This window comes from Pseudomonas cremoris, from assembly GCF_014230465.1.
In genome coordinates this window covers 267,830-288,376 of record NZ_JAAXCY010000008.1, presented here as the reverse complement: position 1 = coordinate 288,376, position 20,547 = coordinate 267,830, and the positions used below count along the sequence as shown (strand labels likewise).

Below are 20,547 nucleotides of genomic sequence, written 5' to 3'. Positions count from 1 at the left end.
ATTTGATCGCATTTCAAGTTGAAGGAATCCTCATGCAAACCTGGCAACACTCGGTGATCTACCAGATCTACCCAAAAAGCTTCCACAGCCACGCGGGTAACGCCACCGGTGACCTGCTGGGCATCGTGGACAAACTCGATTACCTCAAATGGCTGGGCGTCGACTGCCTGTGGATCACCCCGTTCCTGCGCTCGCCGCAACGCGACAACGGCTACGACATCAGCGACTACTACGCCATCGACCCCAGCTACGGCACCATGGCCGATTGCGACCTGCTGATCAGCGAAGCGGCCAAGCGCGGCATCAAGCTGATGCTCGACATCGTGGTCAACCACACCTCCATCGAGCATGAGTGGTTCCAGCAAGCACGCAGCAGCCTCGACAACCCGTACCGCGACTTCTACATCTGGCGTGACCAGCCGAACAACTGGGAGTCCAAGTTCGGCGGCTCGGCCTGGGAATACGAAGCACAAACCGGCCAGTACTTCCTGCACCTGTTCGACCACACCCAGGCCGATCTGAATTGGGACAACCCCAAGGTGCGCGCCGAGGTGTTCAAGCTGATGCGCTTCTGGCGCGACAAGGGCGTGGGTGGTTTCCGCCTGGACGTGATCAACCTGATCTCCAAACCCGCCGATTTCCCTGAGGACAACACCGACGGTCGCCGCTTCTACACCGATGGCCCGAACGTGCACGCGTACCTGCAGGAAATGCACCGCGAGGTGTTTGAAGGGCATGACCTGATCAACGTCGGCGAGATGTCCTCCACGAGCCTGGAGCACTGCATTCGCTACTCCAATCCTGAGTCGAAAGAACTGTCGATGACCTTCAACTTTCATCACCTGAAAGTTGATTACCCGAACCTGCAAAAGTGGGTGCGGGCTGACTTCGATTTCCTGCAGCTCAAGCAGATTCTTTCCGACTGGCAACTGGGCATGCAGGCCGGTGGCGGTTGGAATGCACTGTTCTGGTGTAACCACGACCAGCCACGAGTGGTCTCGCGCTTTGGTGATGACGGCGAGCACCGCGTGGTGTCGGCCAAGATGCTCGCCACCGCGCTGCACTTCCTGCAGGGCACGCCGTATGTGTACCAAGGCGAAGAGCTGGGCATGACCAATCCCGGCTTCGACAACATCTCGCAGTACCGCGATGTAGAGACGTTGAACATCTTCCGTCTCAAGCGTGATGCGGGTGAGTCCGAGGCGTCGAGCATGGCGGCGATCAAGCAAAAGTCGCGAGACAACAGCCGTACGCCGATGCAATGGAGCAACGAGGTCAACGCCGGGTTCAGCAGCGGCGAGCCATGGATCGGTATCCCGGCCAACGCCAAGCAGATCAACGTCGAAAACCAACTGGATGATCCGGACTCGGTGCTGCATCACTACCGCGCGCTGATCGCGTTGCGCCGTCACGAGCCGCTGATCCAGGAGGGTGTCTACCGTCAACTGCTGCAAGACCATCTGCACGTCTGGGCCTACCTGCGCGAAGGCCGCGGCGAACGCCTGCTGGTGCTGAACAACTTCTATGCCGCGCCGTGCGAAATCCAATTGCCCGATGACGTGATCAGCGCGGCGAGCGAGCAGCGCCTGCTGATCAGCAACTACCCCGACAGCCTGGTGCGCACCAGCACCGTGATGCTGCGCCCTTACGAATCGTTTGTGCTGCACCTCAAGGACTGAGGCCCGCAACAACCCCTGTATGGGAGTGCAGGGGCGCTTCAAAAACCATAATAAAAATATCGGAGTGCTTCATGAAAACAACAATAAAGCTGGGCCTCATTGCGTCGTGTCTCACCGCACCTTTTGCCGCTCAGGCCCTGGAGTTTGCCGGTTACCTGCGCAGCGGCGCGGGCACCTCCACGGGCAGCGGCAAGCAGCAGTGTTTCCAGTTGCCGGGGGCGCAATCCAAGTACCGTTTGGGTAACGAATGCGAACAGTACGCCGAGCTGGAACTGCGCCAGGACCTGCTGACCCTCGACGACGGCTCGGTGCTGAGCGTCGATGCCATGGCGTCGCTGTACAACAAGTACGACCGCGCCCTCAAGTTCCAGGGTGAAGACAACGGCTCGGCGCGCATGCCGCAGATGTATGCGCAGTGGTCCAACCTGCCGAGCCTCAATGGCGGTTCGATGTGGGCCGGTCGGCGTTACTACAAACGTAACGACATCCATATCTCCGACTTCTACTACTGGAACCAGAGCGCCACGGGCGGGGGTATCGAGGACGTGCTGATCGGCGACCTCAAGTACAGCTATGCCATTTCCCGCAAGGACAACCTGTACCAGAAGGACTATGCCACCCGTCATGACTTCAACGTGGCGGGCTTCAAGACCAACCCCGGCGGCGAGCTGGAACTGGGCTTGAGCTACATCGAAAAAGCCGGCGGACGCGACACCAATAGCGGCTGGGCGATCACCGCGCAGCATGTGCAAAAACCCTTCCTGGGCGGCAAGAACAAGTTCGCCTTGCAGTACGGCGAAGGGCCCGGCACCGGCCTTGGGTATACCGGCAATACCTTCCTGGACAAGAGCAGCAAAAGTTATCGTGCCGTGGAGTTTTTTGACTGGCAGGTGACCCCGCGTTTTGGTGGGCAGATCGAAGCCGTGTATCAGAAAGACATCCGCCCCGGCAGCCAGGACCAGACCTGGATGTCCGTCGGTGTGCGTCCGGCGTATGCCATCAGCGAGCAGTTCAAGCTGGTGACCGAGCTGGGGCATGATCAGGTCGATGCTGCTGGTGGTACGCGCAAACTGAGCAAATTTACCTTCGCCCCGACATGGTCGCCGAACGGCCCGGATTTTTGGGCACGGCCAGAGGTGCGCTTGTACTACACCTACGCGAGCTGGAACGAAGCGGCCAAACGCGCGGCCAATGAACTGGCGGCGGGCTCGGCGTTGTCCGACACCGGTGCCTACGGCACGGCGCGGCATGGATCGAACGTGGGTGTGCAAGTCGAATATTGGTGGAAATAAACCGGCGGGTGCACACGGGCTAAAAATGTGGGAGCGGGCTTGCTCGCGAATGCGGCGGCTCAGCCAATACATCTGCCATCAGACACACCGCCTTCGCGAGCAAGCCCGCTCCCACATTTGGACTGTCGTCCGCCCGATGATTTTTACAGAACAAAACAACAGGTGAAGTCATGACTACAACTCAACCCCTGGAACTGCTCGCGCCGTTGTCCGGTGTGCTGCTGGCACTGGACACGGTGCCCGACCCGGTGTTCGCAAGCCGCGTTATCGGCGACGGCCTGTGTATCGACCCGACTTCGCAGACTCTCTGCGCGCCACTGGCCGGGGTGATCAGCAATATCCAGGACAGTGGGCATGCGGTCAGCATCACCGACGACCATGGCGTCCAGGTATTGCTGCATATTGGCCTGGACACCGTGAACCTCGCCGGCCAGGGCTTCACCCGCTTAGTGCAGGAAGGCCAGCGGGTGACCGCCGGGCAAGCGCTGATTGAATTCGACGCTGACTATGTGGCGCTCAATGCACGCAGTTTGCTGACGTTGATGCTGGTGGTCAGCGGCGAGCCGTTCACCGTGTTGGCAGACGACCTCGTGGAAGTAGGCCAGCCACTGTTGCAGTTATCCACAAGCGCAACCATTGAAGCGGCGGACGAGGAGGAGGGCGATGCGCTGTTCTCCAAACCGTTGACTTTACCCAATGCCAATGGCCTGCACGCGCGCCCGGCGGCGGTATTTGCCCAGGCCGCGAAAGGTTTCAACGCGAGTATCTACCTGCACAAGCAAACCCAGAGCGCCAACGCCAAGTCGCTGGTGGCGATCATGGCGCTGCAGACGGTGCACGGCGATAGCTTGCAAGTCAGCGCCGCAGGGGAAGATGCCGAAGCGGCGATCGCCGCGTTGGTTGCGTTGTTGGCGCAGGGCTGTGGCGAGACGGTTGCGGCACCGGCTGCGGTGGTTGAGCCGGTGTTGTCGACGTCAGTGTTGAAGGGCGTGTGTGCATCGCCGGGTTCGGCGTTTGGCCAGGTGGTGCAAGTGACCGAACCTGAGCTGAACATCACTGAGTCGGGCGCAGGAGAAGCGCTCGAACGTGCGGCTTTGCAGCGCGGTCTGAGCGCCGCGAACGGAGCGCTGCAAGCGTTGCAGGGCAAGGCCGTCGGCAGTGCTCAAGCGGATATTTTCCGTGCCCACCAGGAGCTGCTTGAAGACCCCACATTGCTGGAGCACGCCCACAAATTATTGGCTGAGGGCAAGAGCGCCGCCTTTGCCTGGAGCCGCGCCACAGCCGCCACCGTCAAACTTTTCCAGGGGCTGGGCAATGCGCTGATCGCCGAGCGCGCAGCGGACCTGGCGGATGTCGGCCAGCGTGTGTTGAAACTGATCCTCGGTATTGAGGACAGCGCCTGGGATTTGCCCGACCGCGCGATCCTGATCGCCGAGCAACTGACACCCTCGCAAACGGCCAGCCTGGATACACGCAAGGTGCTGGGTTTTGTCACGGTCGGCGGCGGCGCGACCAGCCACGTCGCCATCCTCGCCCGTGCCCTGGGCTTGCCGGCCATTTGCGGTGTGCCGTCCCAAGTGCTGGCGCTGGTCAACGGCAAGCAGGTCTTGCTCGACGCCGATAAGGGCGAGCTGCACTTGGAGCCGAACCTGGCCGAGATCGAGCAACTGGAAGCGGCGCGCAAGCAGCAGATACAGCGACGTCAGCGCGACGTGGCACAGGCGTTTTTACCGGCGACTACACGCGATGGCCATCACGTTGAAATCACGGCTAACGTCGCCTCGTTGCAGGAGGTCGAGCACTCCCTGACCCTGGGCGGCGAAGGTGTCGGCCTGCTGCGGTCGGAGTTCCTCTATCTGGACCGCAATCGTGCGCCCAGCCCCGAAGAGCAGGCCAGCACCTATACCGCTATCGCCCGCGCGCTGGGCACCGAGCGCAACCTGGTGGTGCGCACCCTGGATGTCGGCGGCGACAAACCGTTGGCCTATGTGCCGATGGAGGCGGAGACCAATCCATTTCTGGGCCTGCGCGGCATTCGCCTGTGCCTGGCTCGCCCTGAGTTATTACGTGAACAGTTCCGCGCGATCCTCGCCAGTGCCGGGTTTGCGCGGTTGCATATCATGTTGCCGATGGTCAGCCTGCTGTCCGAGTTGCACGTGGCACGCCAGATTCTGGAAGAGGAAGCGTTGGCACTCGGGCTCACTGAATTGCCGAAGCTTGGGATCATGATCGAGGTACCGTCGGCGGCGCTGATGGCAGATGTTTTCGCACCTCATGTCGACTTCTTTTCCATCGGCACCAACGACCTGACCCAATACACCCTGGCCATGGACCGCGACCACCCGCGTCTGGCCAGCCAGGCCGACAGTTTTCACCCGGCGGTGCTACGCCTGATCGCCACCACGGTCAAGGCAGCCCATGCCCACGGCAAGTGGGTCGGCGTGTGCGGGGCACTGGCGTCCGAAGCACTGGCGGTGCCGATGTTGATTGGTTTGGGGGTGGATGAGTTGTCGGTCAGCGTGCCGTTGATCCCGACCATCAAGGCCACTGTGCGCGAGTTGGACTTGGCTGACTGCCAGATCATTGCCCGCCAGGTGCTGGGCCTGGAAGAAGCCGCCCAGGTCCGCGAGGCCCTGCGCCTGTACCACGCGGCTACCGTTGAAACTTCATCTGTCGTGGAGCTTTGAGCATGTTCGAGAAATTGCAGCAGGCTTTCTGGAAAGCCCTGACCCCGGATTTGATAGCGGAGGCGGTAGCGACGCCGACGCAGAGTTTGCTGTCGGCTGAGGTACTCAGTGCGTTGGGTGGGGCGGATAATCTCAAGTCACTGCAACGCGTGGCGCTCACGCGGGTGCGGGTGCAGTTGCAGGATGTGGCGAAGATGGATGCTGGGGCACTGAAGATGGCGGGTGTGCCAGCGGTGATGGTGCTGGCGGGGGGGATCGTGCATCTGCTCACCGGCCTCTAAACCCAATAGCGTTCTAAATGTGGGAGCGGGCTTGCTCGCGAATGCGGTAGTTCAGTCAACACTTACGATGACTGATACGCCGCCTTCGCGAGCAAGCCCGCTCCCACATTGGTTTTGTGGTGTTCTTACAATTGAGGATTATCTTCCGGCGGCTTGGTCTTGTTCACACCCGGCACATGCAGGTTGCCTTCGACCACCTGGTTACCTTCCAGCTGCGGCTGGGTTACCCAGGTAAGAATGTCGTAGTAGCGCCGAATGTTCGCCACAAAGTGCACCGGCTCCCCACCACGCGCATAACCGTAGCGGGTCTTGCTGTACCACTGCTTCTGCGACAGGCGCGGCAGCATCTTCTTCACGTCCAGCCACTTGTTCGGGTTCAAGCCTTCGCGCTTGGCCAGCGTGCGCGCATCGTCCAGATGGCCGGTGCCGACGTTGTAGGCGGCGAGGGCGAACCAGGTGCGATCTGGCTCGGCGATGCTGTCGTCCAGTTCATCCTTGATCTTGGCCAAGTACTTGGCGCCACCCATGATGCTTTGCTTGGCGTCCAGGCGGTTGGACACGCCCATGGCCTGCGCGGTGTTCTGGGTCAGCATCATCAAGCCGCGTACGCCGGTCTTGGAGGTGACGGCGGGTTGCCACAGTGATTCCTGATAGCCGATGGCGGCCAGCAGGCGCCAGTCGACCTTTTCTTCCTTGGCGTAGGTCCGAAAGTGCTTCTCGTACTTGGGCAAACGCTGTTGCAGATGCTGGGCGAAGGTGTAGGCGCCGACATAACCCAGTACATCGACGTGCCCGTAGTAGCGGTCTTTGAGCCGCTGCAGGGTGCCGTTCTTCTCGACCTTGTCCAGGTAGCTGTTGATTTCGTTAAGCAGGCTGTTGTCTTCACCGGCCGCCACGGCCCAGCTCTGGTTGCTGGCATTGCCCAGGTCGAAGGCCACCCGCACGTTGGGGAAGTACACCTGGTTCATCGCCACTTCGTTGGAGTCCACCAGGGTCAGGTCGATCTGCCCTTCGTCCACCATGCGCAGCAAGTCGACCACTTCTACGGCGTCGGATTCTTCGTATTCGATCGCAGGATTCTGCTTTTTAAGCTCCGCCAATTGCTCTGCGTGGGTGCTGCCCTTGAGCACCATGATCTTCTTGCCCACCAGGTCCGCCGCGTTCGTCGGGCGGGACTGGCCGTTGCGGTAGATGACCTGCGGGGTCACTTCAAGATAAGGGTGGGAGAAACGCACCTGCTGTTCACGCGGCTCGCTGCTGACCAGGCCTGCAGCGGCCAGGACCGGGCCGTTGGGCTTGCCCAATTGAGCGAACAGGTCATCGAGGTTGTCAGCGGTCTCGATCTCCAGCTTTACACCCAGGTCGTCGGCAAAGCGCTTGACCAGTTCGTACTCGAAACCGGTTTCACCGTTGCGGTCCTGGAAATAAGTCGCCGGGCTGTTCCGGGTGATCACCCGCAATACGCCATCCTCCTTGATTCGCTCGAGCGTGCTGGGTTTATCAACACAGGCGCTGAGCATCAGGAAGAGTCCGGTTGCGATCAGCCATTTGGCATATCGCGGGCGCAAAGCAGTAGGGGAGAACATCTGCGCAGTATACGCAAACGGCCCACGGCGCCATATCTCGACAGAGGGGGACTTGTCTGCTAGCGCTGGAGAAACTTCGCTGCAGCCCGCAGAAACGGGGCTTGGCGGGGGATTGTGACGGTTAAAATAACTGCTGCGAATGCCTGGCTGCAGTGCCTTAAAGGGGTGGAATCCAGCCAACTGACGTTCGGCAGCAGCCAGCGGTACCGTTTCGGGTGCCGTTGGCGGCGGTTTACGCTAGAATGCACGGCCTCAAAGCACACCCCCTTCCCGAGGCTGTCCCGAAGATGTTGATCCTGCGCGGCGCTCCTGCCCTTTCTGCCTTTCGCCACAGCAAACTCCTTGAGCAACTGAGCCAGAAGGTTCCAGCGGTTACAGGCCTGTACGCTGAATTTGCTCACTTCGCCGATGTTACCGGCGTATTGACCGCCGACGAACAGCAAGTGCTGGCACGCCTTCTGAAGTACGGTCCTAGCGTTCCCGTTCAAGAGCCGACTGGCCGCTTGTTCCTGGTTCTGCCACGGTTCGGCACCATCTCGCCTTGGTCGAGTAAAGCCAGCGATATCGCCCGCAACTGCGGCCTGGAAAAAATCCAGCGCCTAGAGCGCGGCATCGCTTTCTACGTAGCGGGCCAGTTCAGCGACGCTGAGGCCGAGCTGATCGCTAGCAGCCTGCACGACCGCATGACCCAGATCATCGTCAGCCAGCTGGAACAGGCTGCCGGCCTGTTCAGCCACGCCGAGCCCAAGCCGCTCACCGCGATTGACGTGCTCGGCGGTGGCCGCGCCGCCCTCGAGAAGGCCAACACCGAGCTGGGCCTGGCCCTGGCCGAAGACGAGATCGACTACCTGGTCAACGCCTTCAATGGCTTGAAGCGCAACCCCCACGACATCGAACTGATGATGTTCGCCCAGGCCAACTCCGAGCACTGCCGTCACAAGATCTTCAACGCCAGTTGGGACATCGACGGCGAAAGCCAGGAAAAAAGCCTGTTCGGCATGATCAAGAACACCTACGTGATGCACAGCGAAGGCGTTCTGTCGGCTTATAAGGACAACGCCTCGGTCATTGTCGGCTCTGTCGCTGGCCGCTTCTTCCCGGACCCTGAAACCCGCCAGTACGGCGCGGTGCAGGAGCCGGTGCACATCCTTATGAAGGTCGAGACCCACAACCACCCAACCGCGATTGCCCCGTTCCCGGGCGCAGCCACAGGTTCCGGTGGCGAGATCCGCGATGAAGGCGCCACCGGTCGTGGCGCCAAGCCAAAGGCGGGCCTCACGGGTTTCACCGTATCCAACCTGCAGATCCCAGGCTTTGAACAGCCGTGGGAAGTGCCGTACGGCAAACCTGAGCGCATCGTCACCGCGCTGGACATCATGATCGAAGGCCCGCTAGGCGGCGCCGCGTTCAACAACGAATTTGGTCGTCCGGCCCTCACTGGTTACTTCCGTACCTTCGAACAATCCATCACCACGCCACGTGGCGATGAAGTACGCGGCTACCACAAGCCAATCATGCTGGCCGGCGGCATGGGCAACATCCGTGAAGAACACGTCAAGAAAGGCGAGATCCTGGTCGGTTCCAAGCTGATCGTGCTCGGCGGCCCGGCGATGTTGATCGGCCTGGGCGGCGGCGCCGCTTCCTCCATGGCCACCGGCACCAGCTCGGCCGACCTGGACTTCGCTTCCGTACAGCGCGAAAACCCAGAGATGGAGCGTCGCTGCCAGGAAGTCATCGACCGTTGCTGGCAGTTGGGTGACAAAAACCCGATCAGCTTCATCCACGACGTCGGCGCAGGTGGTTTGTCCAACGCCTTCCCGGAACTGGTCAACGATGGTGAGCGTGGTGGTCGTTTCGAATTGCGCAACATTCCAAACGACGAGCCGGGCATGGCCCCGCACGAAATCTGGAGCAACGAATCCCAGGAACGCTATGTACTGGCAGTCGGCGCTGAAGACTTCGCACGCTTCCAGGCCATCTGCGAACGTGAGCGCTGCCCATTTGCCGTGGTCGGCGAAGCCACTGCCGAGCCACAGCTGACTGTCACCGACAGCCACTTCGGCAACAGCCCGGTGGACATGCCGCTGGAAGTGCTGCTGGGCAAAGCCCCGCGCATGCACCGTTCGGCTGTGCGTGAAGCTGAATTGGGCGATGATTTTGACCCAAGCAAACTGGAACTGGCCGACAGCATCGAGCGCGTGCTGCACCACCCAGCCGTGGCCAGCAAAAGCTTCCTGATCACCATCGGCGACCGCACCATCACCGGCCTCGTGGCCCGTGACCAAATGGTCGGCCCGTGGCAGGTTCCGGTGGCCGACGTTGCCGTCACCGCCACCAGCTTCGACGTCTACACCGGTGAAGCCATGGCCATGGGCGAGCGCACGCCGCTGGCCCTGCTGGATGCTCCAGCGTCGGGCCGCATGGCCATTGGTGAGACGATCACCAACATCTCTGCATCGCGCATTGGCAAGCTGTCCGACATCAAACTGTCGGCCAACTGGATGTCGGCTGCCGGTCACCCGGGTGAAGACGCTCGTCTGTACGACACCGTCAAGGCTGTCGGCATGGAGCTGTGCCCTGAGCTGGGCATCACCATTCCGGTGGGCAAGGACTCCATGTCCATGGCCACCCGTTGGAACGATGAAGGCACCGACAAGAGCGTCACCTCGCCGCTGTCACTGATCGTCACCGGTTTCGCACCCGTCACCGACGTGCGCCAGACCCTGACCCCGCAACTGCGCATGGACAAGGGCACCACCGATCTGATCCTGATCGACCTGGGCCGTGGCCAGAACCGCATGGGCGCGTCCATCCTCGCGCAAACCCATGGCAAGCTCGGCAGCCAGGCACCGGACGTCGACGACGCCGAAGACCTTAAGGCCTTCTTCGCCGTGATCCAGGGCCTCAATGCCGACGGTCACTTGCTGTCCTACCACGACCGTTCCGATGGCGGCTTGCTGACCAGCGTCGTGGAAATGGCCTTCGCCGGCCACTGCGGGCTGAACATCGTGCTCGACAGCGTTGCCGAGGACGCATCCGAAATTAACGGCATCCTGTTCAACGAGGAGTTGGGCGCTGTGATCCAGGTTCGCCAGGACGCTACTCCCGACGTACTCGCCCAGTTCAGCGCCGCCGGCCTGGACGACTGCGTGGCGGTGATCGGCCAGCCAATCAACAATGGCGAGATCAACATCTCGTTCAATGGCGATACTGTGTTTGCCGGCCAGCGCCGTCTGCTGCAACGCCAGTGGGCTGAGACCAGCTACCAGATCCAACGCCTGCGCGACAACGCCGACTGCGCCGAGCAGGAATTCGACGTAATCCTGGAAGAAGACAACCCGGGCCTGAGCACCAAGCTCAGCTTCGACGTCAACCAGGACATCGCCGCGCCTTACATCAAGAAAGGCATTCGCCCACAAGTGGCCGTACTGCGTGAGCAGGGCGTCAACGGCCAGGTGGAAATGGCGGCTGCGTTCGACCGCGCCGGCTTCAATGCGATCGACGTGCACATGAGCGACATACTCGCCGGTCGCGTTGATCTCAACGAGTTCAAAGGCCTGGTGGCCTGCGGCGGTTTCTCCTACGGTGACGTGCTGGGTGCCGGTGAAGGCTGGGCCAAGTCGGCCTTGTTCAACAGCCGTGCCCGCGACGCGTTCCAAGGCTTCTTCGAGCGCAACGACAGCTTCACCCTGGGTGTGTGCAACGGTTGCCAGATGATGTCCAACCTCAGCGAACTGATCCCGGGCAGCGAGTTCTGGCCGCACTTTGTGCGCAACCGTTCCGAGCAGTTCGAAGCCCGTGTCGCCATGGTGCAGGTGCAAGAGTCCAACTCGATCTTCCTGCAAGGCATGGCCGGTTCGCGCATGCCAATCGCCATCGCCCACGGCGAAGGCCATGCCGAGTTCGAAAGCGAAGAAGCCCTGCTGGAAGCCGACCTGTCCGGTTGCGTGGCCATGCGTTTCGTCGACAACCACGGCAAGGTCACCGAAAGCTACCCGGCCAACCCGAACGGCTCGCCGCGCGGGATCACCGGCCTCACCAGCCGCGACGGTCGCGTCACCATCATGATGCCGCACCCGGAGCGTGTATTCCGCGCCGTGCAAAACTCGTGGCGTCCGGAAGAGTGGAACGAAGACGGCGCCTGGATGCGCATGTTCCGCAACGCTCGCGTGTGGGTGAACTAAGACGGTGTACAAGCTCGCCTTCTTTGTGCCCGCAAGCGACGTGGAGACGGTGAAAACCGCCGTCTTCGCTGCCGGCGGCGGGCGCATTGGCGACTACGACAGCTGCGCCTGGCAAGTGCTGGGCCAAGGCCAATTTCGCGCGTTGGACGGCAGCCAGCCGTTCATTGGGCAAGTTGGCCAAGTCGAAGTGGTTGAGGAATGGAAGGTCGAGTTGGTGGTGGCAGATGCGTTGATCGTGGCTGTAGTGGCTGCGTTGAAGCAGAGCCATCCGTACGAGACACCGGCGTATGAAGTGTGGCAGTTGGCGGATTTTTGATTCGTTAACTGCAAAAACAAGAAACCCGCTGGGCCAGTTTGGTCAGCGGGTTTTTTGTTGCATATGAGGGCCTCATCGGGGGCAAGTCGAATCGTCGCACCGCACCTCCCACACTTTGATTTGTGAATGCATTCAAAATGTGGGAGAGGGCTTGCCCCCGATGGCGACCGCTCAGGCGCTTCAGATCTTTCTGACAAGTCTTTCAGGTTGTCCCTCGGAACCTGCCTCAATAGCCTTCTTCGGTCGCTGTCGGTTCAGTGATCGGGATTTGAATTCAAGGCCCGTCCAGCAATATTGCATTCGGGTTTGATATTCAATGATGGAGTTATTAGATACCGTCGTTCCGCGCCTCAATACAAGTACTTCACTAGGGCAAGCGTTGGTTTCGATGTTTAAGTCCATCGAAGAAGAATTAACGCTTGAGGGGGCCGAGCCGGGAGCTGTAAAGGTGATTGTCTTCGGCGGCTGCGCTGTTCACCTATATACGCACCATCGTATTTCCACCGACGTAGATGCGGAAATTTACTCCTCGGGTTTGCAAAACAAGCTGCGTCTTCAAACCCTGTTGGCGGAGTTTCCTGAACAATTTTTCGATGAGCGAACCGGTCGCGTCATGGAGCTGAACTATGATCTTCAGTACAACACCGGCTTTGGTCCACTTCACGAGGACTATTGGGAGCGAAGCATCCCATTGGAAGAATTTCCTGTTGAGTCCGCACTGCACCTGCACATAGCTGCACCTATCGATATCGCTATTTCAAAGCTGGGTAGAGCCACGGATCAGGATGTGAGCGATATCATGGCGTTGCTCAGGGCGGGTTTCATTGTGACCACTGAGCTCCGTCGGCTGGCAATGCAGGCGATTGATATGTATGTTGGCAACAAGGAACCGCCCAAATCCATCCTGACCAATATCCTGCACGATTATCTGGAGACTACAGATGGCGAAGCCTTTTAACGGTCCGGTCCTCTCGTCCGCCCTGAATGCGTTGGTTAAAAATCCGCTGAATCAGGCTGATGACGATGCGCTTGTGAGTGCCGCGAAAGCAGTGTGGTACTCGGATGTGAACCTAGTGGGTGAAGTGAAGGAATTTCTGGATGGCCACGCCAGTGAGTTGGAGGTGCGTCGCGCGGGTTATCTACTTGAACGCTTCACGCGGTTTTCGTGTGTAACGGATAGTCGGGTTCTAGAGGCACAGAAAGCGCTTGAGCTGTTTTCGGCTTCTGCTTCCAAGCAAGTTGTGAAATCACTGGGCACTGTTGCGCTGCGCAATCGACGTGATGAGTTGGCTGCGTCTTGGGGGCTGAGTGAGGGGCTGGGTTTGAAGGTACAGGCGTTAATGCCATTTCAGACCCGCCATTACGAGGCACAACAGCGTGGGACATCCGCCTAGCTGTAGGTAGCGATTAAAGAGCCCGGCCTCGGCCGGGTTTTTCTTGTCTGCAAAATCTTCAACTCTCGGAGATTTCCGACATGTCTTTCAGGTTGTCCCTCGGAACTCGTCTCACTAACCTTGGCCAGTCGCTGCCAATTCAGTGATCGGGACTGCAAGCCCGCCGAAACCTCACCAGTTAGTCACAAGCGCCTTTATAATTGCGGCGCTTTTTCATGGTCGCCATTTATGGCGGCTGTGTGCGGGAGACCTTCGGGTCTACCGAGACTTGCTGGTGACTCTCGGTCTTGCAGGCCCGCACATAGCTGCCACCCATCATCTGCAAGTGATGCTGGTAGTTCTTACTTCACACCAGAGGTTCACCATGATCAAAGACAGTCCAAATCCCCCCTCCAACTCTCTACCCACCGACCAAATCTTCACCGTCCGCCCCAGTCTCGACGGCGAGACCTTGCTCGCCAACGCCGCCCAGGATATTGCCTCAGTGCAGGCGCTGATGGGGCATCTGGCGTTTGAAATCGACGGCGCTCAGTGGGCATTCACCGGATGCTTGAAGGCATCCAGTTGATGGTGGATCGGGTGTTGGATTTGAATGAGGTGCCTGGTCTCGACACTTCCGGCGCCAATTAAAGCCATTCGCGAGCAAGCCCGCTCCCACATTTTGAATGTATTCACAGTTCAAAATGTGGGAGCGGGCTTGCTCGCGAAAGGGACAGTCCAGGCACTCAGGATTTAAGCCCCAGCCCCAACCTGCCGACCACTGACCAACTGCTCCAACGCCTCACCCAACCCAGAAGCCTTGTCACCAATCAACAGATGCCAAACCCCGCTGTCGAGCTGGGTGACACCCTGACATCCAAGTGCTACAAGCTGAGCTTCGGACAACACCGAGTCATCCCCCAATTCCACCCGCAACCGGGTGATCGCCACCGCTTCCAACTGCCGCACATTGGCCCGGCCACCCAGGGCGTTCAGCCATTTCTCGGCTTCCTGCACATTCACCGCAACCGGCTTATCCACAGGCGTAACGGCGACCGGCGCGCTGGCAACAAACGAAGGCATCGCCAGTCGAATTTCATCGGCAATGCTATCGGCCATCGGCCCGACCACCACCTGCAAACTCCCGCCATTACCCGGCCGTACGACGGCCATTGCGCCCAGCGCTTTCAAATCTGCATCCACTGCCTTGTTGCGATCAACCATGTCCAACCGCAGGCGAGTAGTACAGGCACCGACACTCAATAGGTTCGAAGCCCCACCCAGCGCCCGGATATACGCACTGGCGCGTTGGTTATCGGTCATCACCTCAGCCTGCACCACCTGAATATCTTCACGCCCTGGCGTCTTCAAGTTGAACCGGCGAATGCAGTAGTTGAACACGCTGTAATAGACCACCGCATACGCCAACCCAACCGGGAACACCAGCCAGCCATTGGTAGACTTGCCCCAACCCAACACCATGTCGATAAACCCGCCGGAGAAGGTAAACCCGAGGTGGATGTTCAGCATATTGGTGACAGCCATCGACAGGCCCGTCAGCACCGCATGGATCAGGTACAGGAACGGCGCGAGAAACATGAAGGCGAACTCAATCGGCTCAGTCACCCCGGTCAAAAACGAGGTCAGCGCCATGGAGAGGAAAATCCCGCCCATCACCTTGCGTCGTTCCGGCAGTGCATTGCGGTACATCGCTAAACACGCGGCAGGCAGGCCGAACAGCATCACCGGGAACATACCGGTCATGAACTGGCCGCCTTTGGGGTCGCCGGCAAAGTAGCGGGTCAGGTCGCCGGTCACTACGGCGCCGGTAACAGGATCGGTAAAGCTACCGAACACAAACCACGCCATGTTGTTGAGGATATGGTGCAGCCCGGTAACAATCAGCAGGCGGTTGAACACACCAAACACAAATGCACCCAGGCTGCCGCTTTCCATCAGCAACACACCAAAGCTGTTGATGCCGTGCTGGATCGGCGGCCAGATCAAACCAAAAATCACCCCCAGCCCGACCGCGCTGAACCCGGTGACAATCGGCACAAACCGTCGCCCACCAAAAAACGCCAAGTACTCCGGCAGCTTGATGTCCTTGAAGCGGTTATACAGCCCGCCCGCCATCAGGCCGCTGGCGATACCGGCGAGCATGCCCATGTTGATAGTCGTGTCCATCACCTTGAGGGTAGAGATCATCACCAGGTAACCGATCGCACCGGCCAGCCCTGCCGTGCCGTTGTTGTCGCGGGCAAACCCCACGGCGATGCCGATGGCGAAGATCAGCGCCAGGTTGGCGAAGATCGCCTGCCCAGCATCGTGCATCACCGCAATGTTCAAAAGATCGGTGTCGCCCAGGCGCAGCAACAGGCCGGCGATGGGCAGGATCGCAATCGGCAGCATCAGCGCACGCCCGAGGCGTTGCAGGCCTTCGATAAAGTGTTGGTACATGGCGAGTCTCCTTTTTTCTTGTTGTTGTCAGCTCAGCGGCCAGTGGTGTTGACAGGCTTGGCGAACGGCCTTGGCACTGCTCAGATCGAGCAGGCCTTGGCTCAGTTGCCGGCAGTGCGCCGCATCCAGGTGACGGACGCGGTGCTTGATTTCTCCAATTTGCGGCGGGCTGACCGACAGCTCGCTGACGCCCAGGCCCACCAGCACCGGCGTAGCCAGCGGATCGGAGGCGAGCGCGCCGCAGACACCGACCCATCGGCCATGCTTGGCTGCGCCGGCGCAGGTCAGTGCAATCAGCCGCAGCAGTGCGGGGTGCATGGCATCGACCCGAGCCGCGAGGCCGGCGTGGTCGCGGTCCATGGCCAAGGTGTACTGGGACAGGTCGTTGGTGCCGATGGACAGGAAGTCGGCATGCTTGGCCAATTGCTCGGCAAGTAGCGCAGCCGCGGGGACTTCGATCATCACGCCCAGTTCGGGGCGTTGGGTCAGTTCCAGCTCCGCGCACAATTGATCCAGGCGCTGGCGGATTTGCAGCAATTCATCCACCTCAGTGACCATCGGCAGCAGGATGCGGCAGCGCCCCAGCGGGCTGACTTGCAGCAGGGCACGCAGTTGTTGGTCGAGCAACTCAGGCCGTACCTGAGCCATGCGAATGCCGCGCAAGCCCAGCACCGGGTTGGCCTCGACGGGCAGTGGCAGGTAGTCGAGCTGCTTGTCGCCGCCTACATCGATGGTGCGGATGATCACCGACTTGTCGCCCATGGCATCCAGCACGGCTTGATAGGCCTGGCGTTGTTCCTGTTCGTCTGGCGCGGTATGACGGTCGACAAACAGGAACTCGGTGCGCAGCAGGCCGACGCCATCGGCGCCGTTTTCAAACGCCACCTGGGCTTCGGCGCTGGAGGCAACGTTGGCAGCCACCTCAATGGTGAGGCCGTCGCGGGTGCTGGCGGGTAATTGGGCCTGCACCTGTTGCTGTTGGCGGCGCAGTGTTTGCGCATCGCGAATCTGGTGCACCTCGGCGTGGCGCGCTTCGCTGGGGGCCAGTTCCAGGCGACCGTTGGCGGCATCCAATACCACGCGCTGGCCTTGCGGCACGTCGAGTACTTCGGCGCCCAGCGCCACCACACACGGCAAGCCCTTGCCGCGGGCGAGGATTGCCACGTGAGACGTCGCGCCGCCTTCGGCCATGCAGATGCCAACGGCGTGTTGCGCGCTCAATTGCAGTAGGTCCGACGGGGTCAGCTCATGGGCGCTGACAATCGCACCCGCCGGCAATTCAAAGTGCCAGGCCTCACCCAGTAGCGCACGCAGCACGCGTTGTTGCAGGTCGCGCAGGTCGTTGGCGCGCTCCGCAAACAGCGGCTTGCCGAGGGCCAGCAGCACGGCGCATTGGGCCTGGATCGCATCGCGCCAGGCATGTGTGGCGGCGTTGCCTTGTTCAATTGCACGGGCAGCCGCGTCGAGCAGCGTCGGGTCCTCCAGCAGGGCAAGGTGGGCGGTGAAGATGTCTTCTTCTTCGACGTTCTTGCGCTGACGGGCGTGGGTAAGGGTGCTGCGAATTTCACTGCGCACCTGCTCCAGTGCCACGTCCAGCCTTTGCAGTTGTTCGTCGGGTGCATGCTTGCCGGTGTCTTGCGGCAACTCGATGCCGCTCAGCCGAAACAGCGGCCCACAGACCAGGCCAGGCGCTGCGCATACGCCTTGCAGTACATCGGCTTCGTGACTCGTGTGGCGGGGAGTAGTGAGGATGGGTGTGTGGTGCTCTTGTTTAGTGGCGACTGACAAGGCGTTGATCAACGCCTGCAATGCGGCTTCGCAATCCTTGCCGCGGCACGTCACACGTACCTCGTCGCCCTCGCCAATACCCAACCCCATCAGACCCATCAGGCTGTCGCACGAGGCGGATTTATCGCCATAGTGCAACTGCGCCTGGCTGCTGAAATCCTGCGCCGTCTTGCGGATCAGTGCGGCCGGACGTGCATGCAAACCGCCGCGATGGGTGATGCGCACGCTGGCACTGGCTTCGGCGACCGAGTTATCCACAGAAGACTGAGCCGACGCGGTCGAACGGGCCAGCACCTGCAGCAAGGGTTCACCGACGTTGATCGACTTGCCCGCAATCGGTCGCAGCTCAAAACGCTCGCCGTTGGTAAGAATGATCAAGCTGACCAGGCTCTTGCACTGGCGCGCAATCCGATCCAGGTCAAATTGCACCAGCGCTTGCCCTTCGCTGACCCGCGCACCTTCCTTCACCAGTAAGGCAAACCCTTCGCCATTCAACTCCACGGTGTCGATGCCCACGTGCATAAGTACTTCGGCCCCGTTATCGGCACGAATCGTCAACGCATGCCCGGTGCGAGCAACGTGGATAATCACCCCGTCACACGGCGCATGCAGGCAGTCGTTCAGCGGGTCGATGGCAATGCCCTCGCCGAGGGTGCCGCTGGCGAACACCTCATCGGGAACGTTGCTCAGGACCAGCACCGGTCCACTTAGGGGGGCGCTTAGGGTCAATTCATTATTGTTGTTGGACATGGGCACGGTACTCATCAGGAAAACGCGGCAACCGACTCAGTGAGTGCGGGTGACTTTGCTCAGGTGGCGCGGCTGGTCCGGGTCCATGCCCCGGGCAACGGCCAGGCCTGCAGCCATGACGTAAAAACTTTGGATCGCCAGGATCGGGTCCAGGGTCGGGTGTTCGGCGCGGCTCAGGGTCAGGTCGCGCTCGGCGATATCGTCTGGCGCGGCCAGCAACACACGGGCACCGCGTTGGCGCATATCTGCGGCCAGGCTGAGCAGGCCGGCTTGTTCGGCACCGCGGGGGGCGAAGACCAGCAGCGGGTAGTTGTCGCCAATCAGCGCCATCGGCCCGTGGCGCACTTCGGCGCTGCTGAAGGCTTCGGCCTGGATCGCCGAGGTTTCCTTGAGTTTGAGCGCGGCTTCCTGGGCGATGGCAAAACCTGCGCCACGGCCGATCACCATCAATTGCTGGCAGCCGCGAAGGGCTTCGATCGCCATGCTCCAATCTTGCTGGGCCGCAGCCCGCAGGTCGTCAGGCAGGGCACGGCAGGCTTGCAGCAAGTCGGTTTCCTGGTTCCAGTGACCGATCAACAACGCGCTGGCGCTGAGGGTGGCGATAAAGCTTTTGGTCGCGGCCACGCTGTGTTCCGGCCCGGCGCACAGCGGCACATGGAATTCGCAGGCGGCTTCCAGTGGCGACTCTTCGGCGTTGACCAGCGAGATGCTCAGGGCGCCGCGTTTGCGCAGCAGGCGCAGGCTGTTGACCAGGTCCGGGCTCTGGCCCGACTGGGAAAACCCGAATGCCACCTGGCCGCTAACCTTCAACGGCGCTTGCAACAAGGTCACCACCGACATCGGCAATGACGCCACCGGGATGCCCACGTGCTGCATCGCCACATACGCGAAGTAACTGGCGGCATGGTCCGAGCTGCCACGGGCGATGGTCATGGCCACTTGCGGTGGCTGGCGGCGCAGGCGTCCGGCGATCTCTTCCAGCGCCGGTTCCAGGCGCTGCAGTTGGGCGGCGACGGCGTCGCAGGAGGCCAGGGCCTCTTCAAGCATTTTTGAAGTCAATGGTTTCTCCTTCGACCATTACGTCGGTGAGTGTCAGGGAGCGGTCCAGGCGCACGCAGTCGGCAAAGCTGCCGGGTTGCAGGCGGCCGCGTTCTTCCAGACCCAGGTAGTCCGCCGGAAATTGCGACAGGCGTTGTGAGGCTTCGCTGATGGGCAAGCCGATCTTCACCAGGTTGCGTAGCGCCTGGTCCATGGTCAGCGTGCTGCCAGCCAACGTGCCGTCGGCCAGGCGCACGCCGCCCAGGCATTTGGTCACGGTGTGGCTGCCCAGCTTGTACTCGCCATCGGGCATGCCGGCGGCGGCGGTGGAATCGGTGACGCAATACAGGCACGGGATCGAGCGCAGCGCCACACGCATGGCACCTGGGTGTACGTGCAGCAAGTCGGGGATCAATTCGGCGTACTGGGCGTGGGCCAGCGCGGCGCCGACGATGCCGGGCTCACGGTGATGCAGCGGGCTCATGGCGTTGTACAAATGGGTAAAACTGGTGGCTCCGGCGGCGAGGGCGGCGACGCCTTCTTCGTAGCTGCCCAGGGTGTGGCCGATCTGCATGCGCACGCCGCGTTCGCTGAGGGCGCGGATCAGGGCGTCATGGCCGGCGATTTCCGGGGCGATGGTGATCACACGGATCGGCGCCAGGCGCAGGTAACTTTCCACTTCTGCCATCAACGCGGTGTGGGCGAAGTTGGGCTGGGCGCCGAGTTTGCCTGGGTTGATGTAGGGGCCTTCCAGGTGCACGCCGAGTACCCGGGCGCTGCCGGTTGGACGTGTTTCGCAGAAGGTGCCGAGTTGGCCGAGCACGCTGGAAATTTCCTCCACGGGCGCGGTCATGGTGGTGGCCAGCAAGGAGGTCGTACCAAAGCGCACGTGGGTGCGGGTGATGGTCCCGAACGCGCTGGCGCCCTCCATGATGTCTGCGCCGCCACCACCGTGTACGTGCAGGTCGATAAAGCCCGGCAGCAGGTAAGGCAGGTCATTGTCGGCCGGGTCGCACGGAGCGCCTTCGATGGCGATCACCTTGCCGTGTTCGTGCACCAGGCGGCCGCGAATCCAGCCGTGGGGCGTGAGGATATTGTCTTCGGACATGGGCA

Annotated in this window: 13 protein-coding genes and 1 pseudogene; 9 read left to right on the top strand and 5 right to left on the bottom strand. The window is 61.0% G+C overall.

Going from position 1 to position 20,547, the window contains the following annotated elements; all coding sequences use genetic code 11:
- The first annotated feature begins 32 nt into the window (after positions 1-32).
- The 4 genes from treC (at position 33) to HF257_RS21270 (ending at position 5,939) form a co-directional block, all read left to right on the top strand.
- Positions 33-1,679, top strand: a complete 1,647-nt coding sequence (treC, locus tag HF257_RS21285) for an alpha,alpha-phosphotrehalase (protein ID WP_185708162.1) — start codon at positions 33-35, stop codon at positions 1,677-1,679.
- Positions 1,680-1,750: 71 nt separating this feature from the next.
- On the top strand, positions 1,751-2,971 hold the full coding sequence (locus HF257_RS21280; protein ID WP_185708161.1) for a maltoporin: 1,221 nt from the start codon (positions 1,751-1,753) through the stop codon (positions 2,969-2,971).
- A 170-nt stretch (positions 2,972-3,141) separates the two neighbouring features.
- Positions 3,142-5,658: a phosphoenolpyruvate--protein phosphotransferase gene (gene ptsP, locus HF257_RS21275; protein ID WP_185708160.1), complete on the top strand. Its 2,517-nt coding sequence runs from the start codon at positions 3,142-3,144 to the stop codon at positions 5,656-5,658.
- 2 nt (positions 5,659-5,660) lie between these two features.
- The gene (locus HF257_RS21270; RefSeq protein ID WP_185708159.1) at positions 5,661-5,939 is read left to right on the top strand and encodes a PTS transporter subunit EIIB; all 279 of its coding nucleotides are present in this window, start codon (positions 5,661-5,663) and stop codon (positions 5,937-5,939) included.
- Positions 5,940-6,064: 125 nt separating this feature from the next.
- Here the strand turns inward: HF257_RS21270 and mltF are convergent, their stop codons facing one another.
- Entirely contained in the window at positions 6,065-7,525 is a 1,461-nt protein-coding gene (gene mltF, locus HF257_RS21265) for a membrane-bound lytic murein transglycosylase MltF (protein ID WP_185708158.1), read from the bottom strand.
- Positions 7,526-7,812: 287 nt separating this feature from the next.
- Between mltF and purL the strand changes: the two genes are divergently transcribed.
- From purL to HF257_RS21240, 5 genes and pseudogenes are all read left to right on the top strand, one after another.
- The gene (gene purL / locus HF257_RS21260) at positions 7,813-11,709 is read left to right on the top strand and encodes a phosphoribosylformylglycinamidine synthase (protein ID WP_185708157.1); all 3,897 of its coding nucleotides are present in this window, start codon (positions 7,813-7,815) and stop codon (positions 11,707-11,709) included.
- A gap of 4 nt (positions 11,710-11,713) precedes the next feature.
- Entirely contained in the window at positions 11,714-12,025 is a 312-nt protein-coding gene (locus tag HF257_RS21255) for an NGG1p interacting factor NIF3 (RefSeq protein ID WP_185708156.1), read from the top strand.
- Between the two features lie 316 nt (positions 12,026-12,341).
- Positions 12,342-12,983, top strand: a complete 642-nt coding sequence (locus HF257_RS21250; protein WP_233081400.1) for a DUF6036 family nucleotidyltransferase — start codon at positions 12,342-12,344, stop codon at positions 12,981-12,983.
- On the top strand, positions 12,967-13,419 hold the full coding sequence (locus HF257_RS21245; RefSeq protein ID WP_185708155.1) for a hypothetical protein: 453 nt from the start codon (positions 12,967-12,969) through the stop codon (positions 13,417-13,419). Before HF257_RS21250 ends, HF257_RS21245 begins: the two co-directional genes overlap by 17 nt.
- A 364-nt stretch (positions 13,420-13,783) precedes the next feature.
- Positions 13,784-14,049: pseudogene (locus HF257_RS21240) on the top strand (DUF6124 family protein).
- Positions 14,050-14,151: 102 nt separating this feature from the next.
- On the opposite strand, the gene nagE reads toward HF257_RS21240, so the two are convergent.
- From nagE to nagA, 4 genes are read right to left on the bottom strand one after another with little or no spacing between them, the layout of a single operon-like run.
- Positions 14,152-15,858: an N-acetylglucosamine-specific PTS transporter subunit IIBC gene (nagE, locus tag HF257_RS21235; RefSeq protein WP_185708154.1), complete on the bottom strand. Its 1,707-nt coding sequence runs from the start codon at positions 15,856-15,858 to the stop codon at positions 14,152-14,154.
- A gap of 27 nt (positions 15,859-15,885) precedes the next feature.
- Complete coding sequence (gene ptsP / locus HF257_RS21230) at positions 15,886-18,396, bottom strand: phosphoenolpyruvate--protein phosphotransferase (RefSeq protein WP_185708153.1); 2,511 nt, start codon at positions 18,394-18,396, stop codon at positions 15,886-15,888.
- Between the two features lie 36 nt (positions 18,397-18,432).
- Positions 18,433-19,443 (bottom strand): SIS domain-containing protein, encoded by a 1,011-nt coding sequence (locus HF257_RS21225; protein WP_185708215.1) that lies wholly within the window; start codon positions 19,441-19,443, stop codon positions 18,433-18,435.
- On the bottom strand, positions 19,436-20,542 hold the full coding sequence (gene nagA / locus HF257_RS21220) for an N-acetylglucosamine-6-phosphate deacetylase (RefSeq protein ID WP_185708152.1): 1,107 nt from the start codon (positions 20,540-20,542) through the stop codon (positions 19,436-19,438). The genes HF257_RS21225 and nagA overlap by 8 nt, the downstream gene beginning before the upstream one ends.
- Between the last annotated feature and the right edge of the window lie 5 nt (positions 20,543-20,547).